The 15,542-nt window shown below is 57.1% G+C and carries 20 protein-coding genes; 5 read left to right on the top strand and 15 right to left on the bottom strand.

Features of this window, described 5'->3' with window-relative positions; all coding sequences use genetic code 11:
- Positions 1-53 precede the first annotated feature (53 nt).
- The 4 genes from betB to ASQ50_RS11215 form a co-directional block, all read right to left on the bottom strand.
- Positions 54-1,523, bottom strand: coding sequence for a betaine-aldehyde dehydrogenase (betB, locus tag ASQ50_RS11230; RefSeq protein ID WP_058090851.1), 1,470 nt, complete (start codon positions 1,521-1,523; stop codon positions 54-56).
- Positions 1,524-1,585: 62 nt separating this feature from the next.
- Positions 1,586-2,179 (bottom strand): transcriptional regulator BetI, encoded by a 594-nt coding sequence (gene betI / locus ASQ50_RS11225; RefSeq protein WP_058090852.1) that lies wholly within the window; start codon positions 2,177-2,179, stop codon positions 1,586-1,588.
- A gap of 218 nt (positions 2,180-2,397) precedes the next feature.
- Entirely contained in the window at positions 2,398-3,114 is a 717-nt protein-coding gene (locus ASQ50_RS11220) for a hypothetical protein (RefSeq protein ID WP_058090853.1), read from the bottom strand.
- Positions 3,111-3,605 (bottom strand): RNA polymerase sigma factor, encoded by a 495-nt coding sequence (locus ASQ50_RS11215; RefSeq protein WP_058090854.1) that lies wholly within the window; start codon positions 3,603-3,605, stop codon positions 3,111-3,113. Before ASQ50_RS11215 ends, ASQ50_RS11220 begins: the two co-directional genes overlap by 4 nt.
- A 136-nt stretch (positions 3,606-3,741) precedes the next feature.
- Here ASQ50_RS11215 and ASQ50_RS11210 point away from each other — a divergent pair, with 136 nt between their 5' ends.
- Complete coding sequence (locus ASQ50_RS11210) at positions 3,742-5,082, top strand: S8 family serine peptidase (RefSeq protein WP_058090855.1); 1,341 nt, start codon at positions 3,742-3,744, stop codon at positions 5,080-5,082.
- Here the strand turns inward: ASQ50_RS11210 and ASQ50_RS11205 are convergent.
- Both ASQ50_RS11205 and ASQ50_RS11200 read right to left on the bottom strand, forming a co-directional pair.
- Positions 5,079-6,035, bottom strand: coding sequence for a surface lipoprotein assembly modifier (locus ASQ50_RS11205; RefSeq protein WP_197492682.1), 957 nt, complete (start codon positions 6,033-6,035; stop codon positions 5,079-5,081). The genes ASQ50_RS11210 and ASQ50_RS11205 overlap by 4 nt on opposite strands.
- A 65-nt stretch (positions 6,036-6,100) precedes the next feature.
- Positions 6,101-6,607 carry a hypothetical protein gene (locus tag ASQ50_RS11200; RefSeq protein ID WP_058090857.1) on the bottom strand — a complete coding sequence of 169 codons (507 nt, stop codon included), beginning with the start codon at positions 6,605-6,607 and terminating at the stop codon, positions 6,101-6,103.
- Positions 6,608-6,792: 185 nt separating this feature from the next.
- On the opposite strand from ASQ50_RS11200, the gene corA reads away from it, so the two are divergent.
- Complete coding sequence (gene corA, locus ASQ50_RS11195) at positions 6,793-7,863, top strand: magnesium/cobalt transporter CorA (RefSeq protein WP_058090858.1); 1,071 nt, start codon at positions 6,793-6,795, stop codon at positions 7,861-7,863.
- Here the strand turns inward: corA and ASQ50_RS20815 are convergent.
- The 5 genes from ASQ50_RS20815 to ASQ50_RS11170 all read right to left on the bottom strand — a co-directional run bounded on the left by ASQ50_RS20815 (position 7,841) and on the right by ASQ50_RS11170 (position 11,116).
- Positions 7,841-9,112: an EAL domain-containing protein gene (locus ASQ50_RS20815; RefSeq protein ID WP_227513352.1), complete on the bottom strand. Its 1,272-nt coding sequence runs from the start codon at positions 9,110-9,112 to the stop codon at positions 7,841-7,843. The two genes, corA and ASQ50_RS20815, sit on opposite strands and share 23 nt — an antisense overlap.
- A gap of 756 nt (positions 9,113-9,868) precedes the next feature.
- Entirely contained in the window at positions 9,869-10,171 is a 303-nt protein-coding gene (locus ASQ50_RS11185; protein WP_058090860.1) for a type II toxin-antitoxin system RelE/ParE family toxin, read from the bottom strand.
- The gene (locus ASQ50_RS11180; RefSeq protein WP_022990189.1) at positions 10,159-10,416 is read right to left on the bottom strand and encodes a type II toxin-antitoxin system Phd/YefM family antitoxin; all 258 of its coding nucleotides are present in this window, start codon (positions 10,414-10,416) and stop codon (positions 10,159-10,161) included. Before ASQ50_RS11180 ends, ASQ50_RS11185 begins: the two co-directional genes overlap by 13 nt.
- A gap of 128 nt (positions 10,417-10,544) precedes the next feature.
- Positions 10,545-10,838, bottom strand: coding sequence for a HigA family addiction module antitoxin (locus ASQ50_RS11175; RefSeq protein WP_058090861.1), 294 nt, complete (start codon positions 10,836-10,838; stop codon positions 10,545-10,547).
- Positions 10,838-11,116 carry a type II toxin-antitoxin system RelE/ParE family toxin gene (locus ASQ50_RS11170; protein WP_058090862.1) on the bottom strand — a complete coding sequence of 93 codons (279 nt, stop codon included), beginning with the start codon at positions 11,114-11,116 and terminating at the stop codon, positions 10,838-10,840. Before ASQ50_RS11170 ends, ASQ50_RS11175 begins: the two co-directional genes overlap by 1 nt.
- A 174-nt stretch (positions 11,117-11,290) precedes the next feature.
- On the opposite strand from ASQ50_RS11170, the gene ASQ50_RS11165 reads away from it, so the two are divergent.
- The 3 genes from ASQ50_RS11165 (at position 11,291) to ASQ50_RS11155 (ending at position 13,081) form a co-directional block, all read left to right on the top strand.
- A complete protein-coding gene (locus tag ASQ50_RS11165) occupies positions 11,291-11,485 on the top strand; it encodes a type II toxin-antitoxin system VapB family antitoxin (protein ID WP_058090863.1) in 195 nt (64 codons plus the stop codon).
- Complete coding sequence (locus tag ASQ50_RS11160) at positions 11,482-11,883, top strand: PIN domain nuclease (RefSeq protein ID WP_054641852.1); 402 nt, start codon at positions 11,482-11,484, stop codon at positions 11,881-11,883. The genes ASQ50_RS11165 and ASQ50_RS11160 overlap by 4 nt, the downstream gene beginning before the upstream one ends.
- Before the next feature lie 154 nt (positions 11,884-12,037).
- Entirely contained in the window at positions 12,038-13,081 is a 1,044-nt protein-coding gene (locus ASQ50_RS11155) for an IS110 family transposase (RefSeq protein WP_058090864.1), read from the top strand.
- A gap of 464 nt (positions 13,082-13,545) precedes the next feature.
- Here the strand turns inward: ASQ50_RS11155 and ASQ50_RS11150 are convergent, their stop codons facing one another.
- From ASQ50_RS11150 to ASQ50_RS11135, 4 genes are all read right to left on the bottom strand, one after another.
- Complete coding sequence (locus ASQ50_RS11150; RefSeq protein ID WP_058090865.1) at positions 13,546-13,845, bottom strand: helix-turn-helix domain-containing protein; 300 nt, start codon at positions 13,843-13,845, stop codon at positions 13,546-13,548.
- On the bottom strand, positions 13,838-14,152 hold the full coding sequence (locus ASQ50_RS11145; RefSeq protein ID WP_058090866.1) for a hypothetical protein: 315 nt from the start codon (positions 14,150-14,152) through the stop codon (positions 13,838-13,840). Before ASQ50_RS11145 ends, ASQ50_RS11150 begins: the two co-directional genes overlap by 8 nt.
- 129 nt (positions 14,153-14,281) lie before the next feature.
- A complete protein-coding gene (locus ASQ50_RS11140) occupies positions 14,282-14,623 on the bottom strand; it encodes a ribonuclease E inhibitor RraB (RefSeq protein ID WP_058090867.1) in 342 nt (113 codons plus the stop codon).
- Between the two features lie 160 nt (positions 14,624-14,783).
- On the bottom strand, positions 14,784-15,533 hold the full coding sequence (locus ASQ50_RS11135) for an NAD(P)H-dependent oxidoreductase (RefSeq protein WP_058090868.1): 750 nt from the start codon (positions 15,531-15,533) through the stop codon (positions 14,784-14,786).
- Positions 15,534-15,542: the final 9 nt, after the last annotated feature.

Below are 15,542 nucleotides of genomic sequence, written 5' to 3'. Positions count from 1 at the left end.
CGAGTACCGCGCAACGCTGCAGTTCAGTGCAGCAGGGCCTTTGTGGTGGCTGCTCAAAACGGGGCGTCGATGTCGTTCATTCCCACATACACCGATTTGATCTGGGTGTAGTGGGCAATGGTCTCGCGCCCGTTTTCCCGGCCAATGCCAGAGAGTTTGTAGCCGCCTACCGGCATTTCCGCCGGCGAGGCGCCGTAGCTGTTGATCCAGCAAATACCGGCCTGGATCTGGTGAATCACCCGGTGCGCCCGGCGGATGTCGTTGGTGAACACCCCGGCAGCCAGACCGGTATCGGTATTGTTGGCCCGGGCAATCACCTCGTCTTCATCGCGGAAGGTCAGCACCGACATCACCGGCCCGAAGATTTCTTCCCGCACGATGGCCATGTCGTCGGTGCAGTCGGTGAAAATGGTGGGCTCCACGAAGTAGCCGCCTTTGGCATCCTCCGGCTCAAACGCCCGGCCCCCGTGGCTGAGCGTGGCACCTTCTGCGATGCCTTTACCGATGTAGCCCATAACCAGATCCTGATGCTTTTTGGAGATCAGGGCACCGAAGTTGGTGGCCGGGTTCATCGGGTCACCGGCTTTGATGTTCTTGCGGGTGCGTTCCAGCAGCCGCTCAATAAAGCGCGGGTAGATGTCTTCGTGCACAAACACCCGGGTGCCGTTGGTGCAGATTTCGCCCTGGGTGTAGAAGTTGCCCACCATGGCTGCAGAGATGGCGTTCTCCAGATCCGCATCGTCAAAGATGATCAGCGGGGATTTGCCACCCAGCTCCATGGTCACGTCTTTCAGGGACGAAGCAGACGCCGCCATCACCTTCTTGCCGGTGGCCACTTCGCCGGTGAACGATACCTTGGCGATCTCCGGATGATGGGTCAGCCACTGGCCCACCTCGGCCGCGCCCTGCACCACGTTGAACACGCCCGCTGGCACGCCGGCCTCGATGAAGATTTCCGCCAGCTTCACTGCGCCCATGGGTGTTTCTTCCGACGGTTTGAAGATCATGGCGTTGCCACAGGCCAGGGCCGGCGCGGATTTCCAGCAGGCAATCTGGATCGGGTAGTTCCAGGCGCCAATACCGGCACAGATCCCCAGCGGCTCCCGACGGGTGTAGTAAAAATCACCGCCCAGGTCTTGCTGATTGCCCTCGATGGACGGCGCCAGGCCGGCAAAGAACTCGATGGCATCGGCACCGGTCACCACATCCACCGCTTCCGCTTCCTGCCAGGGTTTGCCGGTGTCGCGTACTTCCACCGCTGCCAGTTCGTCATTGCGCTCGCGCAGCAGCGCTACCGCTTTCAGCAGAATCCGGCTGCGCTCGATAGCCGGGGTGGCCGCCCACTGGGAAAAGCCGGCGCGGGCACTTTCAATGGCGGCCTGCTGCACCGCCTCATCCGCTACTTCCACCTGGTAGATCACCTGGCCGGTGGCCGGATTCACCACCGGGAAGGTCTCACCGGAACGGTTGGCCAGAAACCGGCCGTGGACAAAGTTCTGAACAACAGGAACAGATGCAGACATAAGCGGTTGATAACCTCAATTCGGTGTCTTCAGGCCTTGTGGGCCATGGAATTCGCGTTGGCTCAGGCGCTTGCCCGGGCCAGTGTCTCGTGAACAAACTGCTTGCAAAGCCGCTCGCCGGCTTCAAAGCTTTCGGCCGGGTCCAGGCTCAGGGCGCTGCGCAGCCAGAAGCCGTCAATCATCGCCGCCGTTTGCCGGGCCGCTTCCGTGGCCTGATCCGGCGGCAACACCTGGGCAAATGAGTAGCGCAGGTTGCTGTACAGCCGGGCGTTGTTGATCTGCTGCAGCCGCTTCAGCCCCGGCTCGTGCATGGAACGGGCCCAGAAGCTGAGCCAGGTTTTCGCCGCCAGCGCCGAACGCTGGAACTCGGAAAAGTTGGACTCAATGATGCAATCCAGCCGCTGGGCCGGGGAGCGATCGGTTTTCGCCATGCGCTCCCGCAGCTCCTTGCCGAGCTGGTCCAGCAGATAACGCAAGGCCGCCTCGATCAGCCCCTGCTTGCCCCCGAAGTAGTGGCTGATAATCCCGGAGGACATCCCCGCCCGCTTGCTGATGCTGACAATGGTGGTGTTCTGCATCCCCAGCTCGGCGATGGACTCCATGGTGGCGTCGATCAACTGTTGGCGACGGGTGTCTTTGATTCCGACTTTTGGCATGGCAGGCGTGCGCTTTTCCGTATTTTTCATTAATTGAACGTTCAATTAATAAAAAGGTTACAGAAATGAGAGGAAGGATTCAAATATTCCGTTTCCGGCTACGGTTTCAGGCGGTAATCCGAATCGGTCCAGCACTTCAATCAAGCGCCCGGTGGATCTCTCTGCCACAAACATAACGGCCTCCTTTGTCTACCAAAAGCTTAGACCATTGGCAGGGCTCAGGGGTTGTCCCAGCCATCTTGCAGCAGCTGTTGCTCGTCTTGCGGGCTCAGTGCAGGCCCAGCCATCAGTTGATCCAGGGTATCGTCCATGGCCTGACCACCACTGGCTGTCTGGTAGGTTTGGCCGGGCTGGTGCGGTTCAACCTCGGCGCGGGCCACGGCCTGCCAGGTGCCGCTGGCATCCCGGCAAGCAACGTTTTCAGAAGATGCCCCTGGTTGGTCAACGCGGAACTGACGGCACCAGTCGCCAGCCTGGTTCCGGAAGGTCAGTCTCGGCATAACGGTGGCATCGGAATTAACCTCATAGGCCTGACCGCTGGGCTGCTGCTCCAAAGCCTGGGCGATGGACGGCCATGCGGGATCGTCCACCGCCGGTGAGCCCAGCCACTGGGTCATGGCAAAGCCGGCCACAAACGCCGCAGCCACAGCTTTTCCAGAATGTTCCTTCAGTCGGCGCCACCAGGGAAAGGCCACCACGTTGTCCGGGCGGTTCTCGGGGGCGGCCTGCGCCAGCAATCGCGTTACCCCATCCGGCATGGGCTGTTGATCAATGGCCCCGTAATGCCGCTGCAACTCGGCATCCACCGAGGCCAGTTCCGCCAGCCGGTCCGCCAGTGCCGGGTCCAGGGCGATCTGATCGCGCACCGCGTTCATTTCCGGCTCGCTCAGTTCGTTATCGAGAAACGCGGACAGTACTTCGTCTGTGATGTTCATGATTCAGTCCTCATACCCGCCGCCGGCGCCAATGCCTCACTTAATGCGGCTCTTGCTCGAGCCAGGCGGCTCATGACGGTGCCCTTGGGGACTTCCAGAATATCGGCCACTACTTTGTAGGGCAGGCCCTGAATGGCCACCAGTGAGATAATCTGGCGCTGGTCCTGGGGCAGCTCCGCCATGGCCGCATCCACCCTGCTCCATTCGATCTGCTGGGTGGTGTGGTGTTCGCCATTGACCACCTGGCCATCCGACAGTTCCGGCTTTTCGGCCGCTTCCCGGCGAACCTTTCTGGCCCGGCATTCGTCTATCCACACATTACGGCACACCCGGAACGCCCATTTGGTCAGGTCTGCGTCATCCGGCCGGTCCCGTGCCAGCAACCGCTCCACCGTGCTCTGAAGCAGGTCGTCGGCATCCGGCATCGAGCCGGTCAGCGAATAGGCAAATCGCCGCAGCCCGGGTAACAGTTCAGTCAATTCCTGTTGCATGGCATTGTCTTTTCGTGAGTGTTATCCGTAGAACGGCTCAGGCCGAACGTTATTCCCGGCCAAAGGGAATTTTTTTCGCCCCCGGCCGTTAAATAACCAGAAAGCCCTACACCCTTGGCTCAACCGAAAGGCGTTTATGAAACTCGATACCACCCTTGGCCTGATCAGCGTGCTTACCCTGTGTTCCGTGTCTACCATGGCGCTGGCCATTGGCAGCCAGGCACTGGACAGGCAACTGGACTCTGTGTCCCGCAAGGTCGAGCAAAAAACCGAGCGAGCCATCGAACGCTCCGTGGACCGCCGGCTGGACGCCGTGGAACAACTCATTGAAGCCCGCGTTGATCAGGCCAGGGGCCAGTTGCCCCGGTTACCGCGCTCTCTCCCTATTCACACGCAGCAAGGCGGCAAAGCGTTCAATGATGTGATGCTGGATGACGGCTTCCGGGCCGTGGAGCGCCAGTGGCTGGCCACCGGCACCGCCGCTGAAGTCGCCGAACTGGACCGCCCTGGCATCACCATTCTGGAGCGCCGTGAACTGACCGGCCTGGGCATGATTCTGGTACGGTTTCGGGTAGCCCCGGCACTGGATTCGCTGGACGCCCTGCAAGCGCAACTGCCGGGGCTGGCAGATCAACTGGACCGGAACCACATTTATGCGCCACAAAGTGACAACGCCCCCGAAAGCAGCGACGTGGCCCGGCCCCAGTGGCAAAGCCTGTGCTCCGCGCCCGTGCGGGTAGGCATGGTGGACACCGCCATTGCGCTGGATCACCCGGTGTTTGAAGGCGCACAGATTGTTCAGGAAAGCTTTCTGGAACTGGCAGAGGCAAAGGGCGAACTTGCCGCGCCTACCGCCCACGGTACGGCAATAGCCAGCCTGATGATCGGCCGCCGGGCACCGCAGTGGCCGGCCCGATTACCGGGAGCCACGCTGTTCAATGCCTCGGTCTTCTATGGGCGGGATCAGGCGCTGTCCGGAGCAACGCTGGGGCACTTGCTGGATGGCCTGAGCTGGCTGGCGGCCCAGGAGGTTTCAGTGATCAATATCAGCCTAACCGGACCCGACAACCGGCTGCTGAAAACAGCCATCGAACGCCTGGATGAGCGGGGAATCGGTTTAGTTGCCGCTGTCGGTAACGAAGGGCCGGCTGCGCCTCCGCTGTACCCGGCCGCTTATGGGCCGGTCATCGGTGTCACGGCGGTGAATGCCTCTGGTGAACTATACCGCTGGGCCAACCAGGGCGAGCAGGTGCTCTTTGCCGCCCCCGGTGTTGCTGTGCCGGTCGCCAAACCCGAGGGTGGCATGGCGCTGGACAGCGGCACCTCTCTGGCCGCTCCGGTGGTGACCTCTGCACTGGCCTGCGAGCTCAACCGGGTTGATTTGTCCGGGGCCATACAAGCATTGAAGAGCAATGCCCGGGATCTCGGCGAACCGGGCCGCGATACCCGGTTCGGCCATGGTTTGCTGGATTACTAGAAACCCGCTCGCAGCGACACACCTGCCACAAACCGGTCGTAATCCGCGGAATCGATGGTGGAGGTGTAGTGGCCGTAGGACAGCTTCGGTTCCAGGCTGAACACCTCGTTCAGGCCCAGCTGCCAGCTGGCCTCCACCACCCGGGCCTTGTCCACCCTCTGGCTGGTTCGCTCGGCCAGATCCCGGGTCAGAAAATCATTTAACCCTCGGCCGGTCTCCTCCGTGATCACCACCTCATCGTATTCCTGATCTTCATAACGCCAGCCCAACCGAAAGCGGCTGTCCTGGCCACCAACGGTAAATCGATGCACCAACGCCACCCGTAACCGCAGCAGCTGGTTGTCGTAGGCATCGGAACGGGCATCTTCATCGTCCAGGTCAACCCCGAACACCAGGTTACTGCGGGCCTGATTGAAAAAGAAGAACGCATCAAAACTGCCACCCCGGATATCGGAATCCCGGGCGGTACCCTCGTTGAAATCCTTCGATTTGTCCTGAACACTGGCCCGCAGGTACACGTTCTCGCCAATCAGACTGCCCAGATACAGGCTGGTGCGCCGGAAATCCAGGAACCGGTCAGAATCCAGGGTGGCGTAGGAATAGTGATAACTGGCGCCCACGGTGACCGGATCAAAATCGTAGCTCAGATCTGCAGAAAGCAGGTGAATGTCCTGATCAAACCGGTCCAGATTGTGATACCGGCGCCCGGACAGGTCGTATCCCAGGGTCAGGTTCAGCCCTTCAGTGGGCTTCAGAATGCCTTCCAGCCCGGCCTCAAACACCCAGGCTTCGTCGCTCTGATCCGACGAGGCATTCAGCTCGTCTACCGTCACGTTGCTGTCGTGTTCCAGGCCGCCGGCCAGGTAGCCGTTCATTTCGGAATTCGCTTGTACCGCCGGCACCGCAAGCCCCAGCGTTACAAACCAGATCGACATTCGTTGACGCTTACGCATGTCTGCTCCTTGTTCGCTCACAAACATAGGCCGGGCACAGGGCCCGGCCATGGTCGCATCAGTGATTACTGGCCACCGTTGCGGACAGTGCCCTGCACGGCACCACGCACAGTGCTCTGTACCTCGCCACGGACCGTGTCAGAAACAGACGTTTCAATCTGCTTGTTGGTTTCAGCGCGAATCTCGGCATTTCGGGCCTCATTCACCCGTTCGCGAGCCTGCTCACGGCGCTGGGCCGCGCTGTCTACAGCGGCCTCGCCCTGGGCCCGGGCCGTACCGCTGACCCGCTCACCCACTTCAACGCCCATGCTGGCCGCCTGGCTGGCGCTCTCACGAGCCTCCGTGCTGACCGCCTCACCGTGGTCGGTGGCTTCGTCACGGGCCGCATCGCCATCAACCTGCGCCTGCGCATTGGCTGAGCCGCTGCCCTGAGCCGACGCACCATCGCGGGCACTGGCCTGGGCGCTCATGTTGGCCTCAGCCTCCACGTTCGCATTGGCGGCACCTTGTTGGGCGAACACGCCGGTGGAAACCAGGGAACAGATTGCGAGTGTCAGTACATGCTTTTTCATGGAAACATCCTCCTGTGTTTTGCCCTTTCGGGTTGCTTTCATCAGGAAGACGGGTGGGCAGCGAAGGTATTCCGAAAAAACTGACCATTAATGCATTAACATTGAGTAACCAACGGTTTTCACGTTGTTTTTCCTGGCGTTGTGCTACGTTTTAATTTGAACCGTTATCGCAGGACACGCTTTACATGGCCTACTTCAGCAAGCACTACCATGCGCCCGGCACCGCCCCTGGCACCCTGGTATCCTCTGACTCCGACCATAAGATGTCCATTCACCTGATCGACTACTCGGGTGACCATGTCGAAGAACAACGGCTGGCCACGGCGGAGGAGTGCCAGGACTACCTGGAGCGGGACTCCAAAACCTGGATTCAGATCAACGGCCCCGTCGACGCCAACACCCTGCGCGCCCTGGGCGATATGTTCGACCTGCACGACCTGGCGCTGGAAGACGTGCTTAACAGCGGCCAACGCCCCAAAATGGAACTGTATGACGACCAGGTGTTTCTCATCGCCGCCATGCCCATGTTCGATGGCGAGCGCCTGGAAGTGGTTCAGGTCAGCCTGTTCGCCGGTGCCGATTACCTGATCTGCCTGTGCCCGCTGGAAGAGGACCCGTTCGAGCCAGTCCGCAAGCGCATTCGCCAGCCCAACAACCGCCGGTTTTCCTCTCGGGGCATCGACTACCTGCTTTACGCCATGCTGGACCTGATTACCGACTCCGCGTTCCCGGTGCTGGAAACCTTTGGCGATAAGCTGGAGGAAATGGAAATCGAACTGCTGGAGCACCCCCGCAAGCAAACCCTCACGGCCCTGCACCACCTGAAGCGGGAGCTGCTGATGCTCAGGCGGGTTCTCTGGCCCCAACGGGAAGCGCTCACCACCCTGATGCGCATGGAAAATTCATTGATACACCAGGACACCCTGATTTACTTCCGGGATTGCCAGGATCACAGCATCCAGATTATCGAACTCCTGGAAAGCTTCCGGGACATGGCCACCAGCATGCTGGATATCTACCTCTCCAGCATCAGCCAGAAAACCAACGACACCATGCGGGTACTGACCATCATCGCCACCATCTTCATCCCGCTGACGTTTATTGTGGGCGTGTACGGGATGAACTTTGAGCACCCGGACAGCCCCTGGGCAATGCCAGAGCTTGGCTGGTACTATGGTTACCCGATGGTGTGGGGGCTGATCATTGCCGTTACCGCCGGCCTGATCTGGTTCTTCAAACGACGGAACTGGATGTAAGCAGCCAGTCTTTTATCGACTCCAGCGGGGCTGGCCGGCATAGCCAGAAGCCCTGCAACATATCGGCCCCCAGGGTTGCCAACAGTTGGGCGGAGGCCTCGCCTTCCACGCCTTCCGCCACCACCAGAAAACCCAGGCTTCGGCCCATGGTAATGGCGGTTTCAGCGATGGTCCTTGAGCTGTCACTGGTACAGATATCCTGCAGCAGTGACCGGTCCAGCTTGATTTCATTGGCCGGCAGGCGCTTGAGGTACGATAACGACGAATAGCCGGCCCCGAAATCATCGATGGACACCTTCAGGCCCGAACTGGCAAGCCGTTCCAGCGCCTGCAAACCTTTTTCGGGGTCGTCCATCGCTGCTGTTTCCGTAAGCTCCACGATGACATCGCCGGCCTGCAAGCCATAGGTCTCCAGGGCCGTCGCAAACAGTTCATGCCCTGCCAGCATGGTCATCTGTTCTTCCAGCCGCTTAAGCAGCCGCTCACTGCGCTCAAGGCCCAGGGTCCGGTTAATCTCCTCCAGGCCGGTTACCCGAGCCACACCCACCATATAGGAACCACCCGGGTTCAGTTGCAGCTGTTCATCTACCATCCATTCAAAGCGATTTCGGTTCGGCAGGCCGGTGGCCGGGTCATGGGTCATGGCGTAAGTCAGGCGGTCCTGGGCATCACGGCGTGCCTTCTCCTGGCGCAGGATATCGGCCTGGGCCTTAATCTTCTGCTCCCTTTCCCGGTACAAGCGGTCCGCCAGGGCCAGGGTAAGAATAAACGCCTCCAGCCCCGAACCAATCTGCATGGCGTAATTGGTAAAGAAGTTCTCAGGAAACACACCCAAAGCCCGCCCTGCCGTGGCCATGACCCCCACGGTCAGCGGAGACCACGCCACGGTAAAAAAGATCCCGGCCCGAACGCCGGCAGCCCAGCTCACGGGCCCGGCAATCATCAACAGGGAAAAGAACACAAACGCCGAGACAGCCGCCAGCAGTATCCCCGTTTTGTAGTCCAGAAACGGTACCGCCAGAAAGTACAGAATCTCGAAAATCAACATCCCGATCAAAGCCGCGCGGAGCCGGGGGCTGTGGGAACGCACCCGCAAGAATTCCATACAGAACAAGATGGAGAACATCGCCAGGAACGGGATGGACAGCATCAGCACCTGGGCATGAACAGCCGGAAACGCCGGGTAGATGTGCTGAAAACTGAAGCCGCGGATCGACGCGAACAGTATTCCAATACCGCATAACCTCAGGATCAGAAAAAAGTCTCCAATAGGCTATCCGAGTCATCAATTGCTAAAGGCTTCACTGTTAATCGTTCTGTTTCAATGACAGGGAAAAAATAACTCTTTGAGCATTCAATCCTCCATTTCTACGCATAACGGCGCGAGCTTGCGAGCGCAGGGAGTGGACTTAATCAACTTATGAAAAACTGCCATCAGGAACCATCGGGCTTAGCCAGCCGCACCGCAACACTGCTGTGTTGCGATCCAGTTTGGGTCTCATGCTGTGAGCCGAAAAGATTGACCCACTGACCCTGAACCAACAGCAACCCGCCGTTGCCAGCACTGTCCCCATTACTCGTAGTGTGATTGCCAGCATAGTTGAATTGAAATTGGTCGGGCGAGCCTGTAACTGGCTTGAGTTCGTAACCTATGGCCAACTCGCCTGAAGAAGCAAAGCCATTATCTGTGCTCGACACACTAACCTTTAAGAGACTGGACTCCCATAGAAAACTTGGCAACAGGTAGGAGGGTGTGCCATCGGTTTTGATGGCCAGGCACTCACATTACCGAACCTCCAATACCAGCGGATTATTAGCGAGATAGCCCTCAGGAGTCGAGTTTTCGGCAAGGGCAATGCTGGGGATCAAAGATAGAAGAAGCAGAGTAATTTGCGATGCAATCCGTTGCATGTGACCTCCTGTGTTTTCGTTTTAGCGCCGAAGCGCACCGCTGACTTTGGCATAGCGAAGCGCAGACAAAGGCATCCGAGTGAACTGCGCCGGGTTAGCTGCTTCCAAGCATGAACGCACGAAGCTGCCGCTCCTCTCGCATGACATAGAGGATGAGAACCCGCTTCTCATCCTCACGATAAAAAATACGACACGGTGGAACCACTACCTCTCTGTATACCGAATTGGGGAGTTCGGGAGGAATCCGTCCGGATTGGGGAAAATCTTCCAATCGCTCGGTCTTATCGAAAACTTCTTTAATCAGATGACTTGCGGCAGCAGGATTATCCAGAGCGATGTACTCAGCGACGGCATCCAGTTCTTGAAGGGCAGGCTCCGTCCAGATTACTTCAGCCATTTACTCATTTTCTCCCTAGCCTCACTTTGGCTGTACGTTCTTCCCTCAAGTACAGCACGCTCTCCTCGTGAGAGCCCCTCAAGCAGCTCAAGCCGGCGCTGCATAAACTCGTAATCCTGCACATCGACAAGGTATGCGGATGGCTGGCCATGCTCCGTGATCAGTACCGGTTCTTTAGACAGGTGCAGATCGGCCAGAATTTTTGTGGCTTGGCGCTTGAGGTTCGTAACAAGCTCGACTTTCATGGGCTCACCCTGAATCAGACTGTTAGTGGCACTATAGTATCACTTTTCGGGTGGGACAATCACAGCTAACGCCCAGCTTTGCGGCGTGCCGGAGCGCCAGCGTAGGCGTGTCCGACAACAGCCACTGGTTAAGCTGCTTCGAAGTCCAGGGGATGAATACCATCCAGATTGACCTTATTGCGGGCCACCCAAAGATCGTACATATCCTGCATAGCCAACCAGCTCTCAGGAGTGCGCCCGAGAACCTTGGATAGCCGCAATGACATTTCCGGGCTAATACCACTATCTCCTTTGAGCAGCCGAGACAAAGTCGAAGGTGATACGCCCAGACTGGAAGCAAGCTGACGGGAGCTGATACCGAAAGGCTCAAGGTACACCTCGCGAATGAATTCACCCGGATGCGGCGGATTATGCATAGCCATTAGTGATAATCCTCATAATCAAGAATGTAGGCGTTGCCGTCCTGGAATTCGAACGTCATGCGCCAGTTTCCGTTAACCCGTATCGACCACCGCCCTTTGTCTTTACCCTTCAATGGGTGGAGCCGAAAACCGGGGATCTCCATGTCTTCCACAGAAGTCGCCGTATCCAGGGCAGCCAGCTGCATGCGCAGCTTCTTGGCGTGGTCAGGCTGTATGCCTGACGTGTTGCCAGTCGAGTAGAACCGTTTCAGTCCTTTGTGACGGAATGATTTAATCATGAGGCAATGATAGCATGTTGCGCATCATGCAACAACAGAGTTTAACGCCCGGCTCACGCGCCGGGTTGGAGCCGCGAAGCGGTGGAAAATCGGTCCCTGTGCAGCCGATTGTTATGTTTTCCCCGAAGTGCTAGATTGTGTATAGAAACTTCAAACCATACACATAGGTGCACCATGAGAACGAACATTGTCATTGACGACCAGTTGATGGCCGAAGCCCTCAAAGCCTCTGGCTACAAAACCAAAAAAGAAGCCGTTGAGCAAGGCCTGAAACTTCTGGTCCAGTTGAGCAAGCAGCAGGAAATTCGAAAACTGCGCGGCAAGGTCAAGTGGGAAGGCGACCTGAATGAAATGCGGAGCGCCGGATGATACTGGTGGATACCAGCGTCTGGATCGACTATTTCAACGGAGTCACTAACCCACATACTGACCTGTTGGATGCCTCGATAGTCCAAGGATCTGTCGCTATCGGGGACCTCATATTTCTGGAAATCCTCCAAGGCATCCGCAACGACAAACAGTATCGTCAGACCAAACAAAGCCTGATGGCGCTAGATCAATATGAAATGTTTGGCAAAGATATGGCAGCCAAATGTGCCGACAATTATCGAGCGCTTCGTAAAAAGGGCATCACGATCAGAAAGACTGCCGATGTAATCATCGCGACATTTTGCATAGAGAAGGAGCTACCCCTGTTGTTCCTGGATCGTGACTTTATCCCTTTTGTTGATCATCTTGGACTTGAGCCGGCTCTGAGAGAAACATAACGCCCGCCAACATGCGCGGCTACGAAATGAAGGCGAAGCCGCAATGTAGTAGGCGTCGCCGTGATTGGCCTTGATACTGATTGAGCCTTCTCCCCAGCCCAGCGGTTGCCCGCTAAGCTGGAAGGCGACCAAGCTCTACAAGGGAGAAGACTCAATGAACTTTTACCATAGCACCCACCGCCATTATTGTGGAATCGATCTGCACGCCCGTAGTCTGTACGTCTGCATCATCGACCAACAGGGCGAGGTCCTTCTGCACAAGGAAATCAAAGCCCAGCCTGAACTTTTACTCGCCCTGCTCGAACCTTTCCGTGATGACCTGGTCGTGGGTGTCGAATGCATGCACTGCTGGTACTGGATATCAGACCTGTGCGAAGAACACGGCATCAACTTCATTCTGGGCCATGCGCTGTACATGAAGGCGATCCATGGCGGCAAAACCAAGAACGACCGTATTGATTCCTTCAAGATCGCCATGCTCATGCGCGGTGGCAATTTCCCATTGGCTTACGTCTACCCCAGGGAGATGCGGACTACCCGCGATCTATTGCGCCGCCGTACCCGCATTGTCCGGCATGGTGCCATGCTCAAGGCCCACGCAGTGAACACTCTGGGCCAGTACAATCTGCCGCCCAGCAAAGCCAACCTCAACAACCCTGGTGGCCGATCACAACTGACCGCCGCTTTTAGCGATCCAGACGTTCAGCGCAATATCGATCTGGACCTGGCCATCGTCGACTGCTATCAGCACGAACTCAAAAAGCTTGAGTGGCACCTGGAGCAGCAAGCCAAGCAACACGACCCGGCATCACTCAACGTACTGAAGACCACTCCTGGAGTTGGTCGCATTCTGGCCCTAACCATTCTCTACGAAGTCGGCGATATCCAACGTTTCGAATCCGTTCAGAAGTTCGCGTCCTACGCTCGCCTGGTGAAGTGCAAAGCCGAATCCGCCGGCAAGATCTACGGCACTCAGGGCAACAAGATCGGCAATGCTCATTTGAAGTGGGCGTTCTCAGAAGCGGCGGTGCTGTTCATTCGTAACAACGACAAGGCCAAACGCTACGTCGAAAAATTGCAGAAGCGCATGAACAAACCCAAGGCCCTATCCGCCTTGGCACACAAGTTGGGTAGAGCTGTGTACTTCATGCTCAAAGACAAGAGGGTGTTCGATGAACAACGGTTCTTGAGAGGTTAGTCACGCCACGGGCTGAGCAAGACGTCTAACTGGATCAGAAAGGATGACACCGAAAACCGCAAGTCTGCTGACTAGTACACCGATACCCAAGCGGTTTTCTGTCACCGATGTTGAAGCCAGAGCGACTTGATTAGCCAGCCCGTGGGCGTGCCTTAATACCATGAGCCAGTGCGCTTACACCGGTCCTGAGCCTGGCACTAACTGGAGCCATGCAGCCCGCCGTTTGAATAGTGCCAGTGACCGGTTAACCGATGAATGTCTGGTGCCCCTGACCCACTGATGGAACGACCGGTCAGGCAGTGGCCTAAAGCCACGTAAGAGAGCCCCTATATGTGTTTGCTGTAAGTGCCTGACAGCTCCGCGAGACTGACGAAGCAGGCGTTCTCGCTCATGGATTTAGGTTGGCCGCTAGCGCGGCCAAAAAAATGACTCTTGCCTATTGATTCCGAGAAGGCTCATATGTGTTAACCCCTGAGCTCGAGGTCTTCCCGAATAACCTCCGGATGGCGAAACGCAATCTCAATGAGCGCCTTTGCCGGCCCAGAAGGTTTACGTCGCCCCTGCTCCCATTCCTGTAGCGTGCGCGGAGAAATATGGAGTACCTCTGCAAATTCTCGCTGCGTGAGGCCAGTTTTGCCACGCGCTTCTGCGACCTCGTTTGGCTCCACACGACTGACTCGTGCGGCTTTGCCCGCTTTCATTTCTTTAATGGATTGGAGCAGCTTGTTGCCAAGCTCCTCAGCACTCAGAGTCTCATTACTCATTTTCCAGTACCTCACGAATCGACTTCAGGATATGCGCGGGTATGTTCTCCTTGACGGCCTTCTTGTAGATCACCAACAGCCAGACCTCGCCATTTGCCAATCTGGTGAAGTAAATGACTCGCACCCCACCACGCTTCCCTGAACCCGCCACCGACCACCGAACCTTTCTACATCCGCCGCTACCTGGAATGGGGTCGCCAATTTCAGGATTGGCTGCCAGCCAGGCAAAGAACGAATTCCGTTCCTCCTCAGTCCAGATCTTTCTGGCATCTGCTTCGAATGTAGGGGTTTCGATGATGGTAAACATGACGATTAATATACGTCATTGACGGAGTTTTGCAAGGTGGCGGATGGAAGGGTTAACGCCCTGGGTAAGCTGCCGGGACGGAGCGCAGCGTAGTACCGGTCAGCTTCACCCACTGGTTATAAGATACTCTCAAGTCTCAACCTCTGCGCCCCAGCCATCGTAGACACCGCCATGTTTTTCGGCGATTGACTCAAATTGGCGAGTTAAGCCCTGCATAGCGGATAGGTGAGGAACCATGTTTTTAACGGCTTTGCAGGAATAGTCCTCACCGCCATTGTTTCGATGGAGCTCAACCTCAAAGCCTCTTTCCGACACTTCTTGAGCAACAGCTCTCGCAGCTTCTTCCGTGGGAAAATCGAACCAGAAATCAATTTTGTGAGGCTTTGATAGATCAGAGCCATTCTTCTTCAGAGCCTTTAACACCAGCTCATCTTTATCAGCTCTTCCAAAAAGGCTCTTCAGAAAGCTCATATCTCCCTCTTATAACGCCCGGCTTTGCGGCGTGCCAGAGCGTCAGCGCAGGCGCGTCCGACAACAGCCGATTGTTAACCCCTGAGCGTGAGATCTTCCCGGGTGACCTCAGGGTGTCGGCGTTCTTTGCCTTAATATAAAACCGCAGCCACCTTATTTTCTAAAGTCGCCAACGCATAGGATGAGTCTGTTGAAGAATACCGTTTTTATCCCAGTCTTCCCACCCAGTAAAAGGAATGGAAGGCTCGTCAAACAGCCCTGACAACCGGCCCCCCCAAGCCGTTTTATTCCGTTCCAACTGGTCCCTGAATTCGGACTCGTCCTGATAACGGATCCCACCGCCCTGAATGCCATAGCTGACTTGTGGCGCCAGCACCTCAAACCCCACGTAGTAAAGCGAAGAATGAATCGGCCAGAGCCATTCCGCCATATTGCCCGCGCGGCCGAATGGCATGAACGCCTGCTCCGGCGACCCGGTGGTCACCGAACACAGGGCTTTTCTACCCCGCAGATGCCCCCGATTGTATCGCCTGCTACCGGAGTAGAGCCCGCCGTAAACCAGCACCCGGTCAAACCAGCCTTTGAGGATTGCTGGCTGTGCATGCCACCACAACGGAAACTGGAAAATCACCAGGTCCGCCCACTCCAGACGACCAATTTCCCGCTGAACGTCAGGCGCCAGTGCACCTCGTTCATAATGGGCCCGCTGCTCGGTCAAGGGTGCAAAATAGTGGTCATCGACCCTCTCGGCATAGTGGCTGGCACGTTCAACCGGATCGAACCCCTCCTGATAGAGGTCATCCAGTTCAACAGTGTGCCCCGCAACCTGAAGGGACTGTTTCGCCACATCTGCCAGCCCGCCGTTGAACGATGCTCGCTCCGGGTGCGCTAATACAATCAACACATTCACAAATCTTGA

The sequence above is a fragment of the Marinobacter sp. LQ44 genome (assembly GCF_001447155.2).
Taxonomy (GTDB): domain Bacteria; phylum Pseudomonadota; class Gammaproteobacteria; order Pseudomonadales; family Oleiphilaceae; genus Marinobacter.
This window is presented reverse-complemented; position numbering and strand designations above follow the sequence as displayed.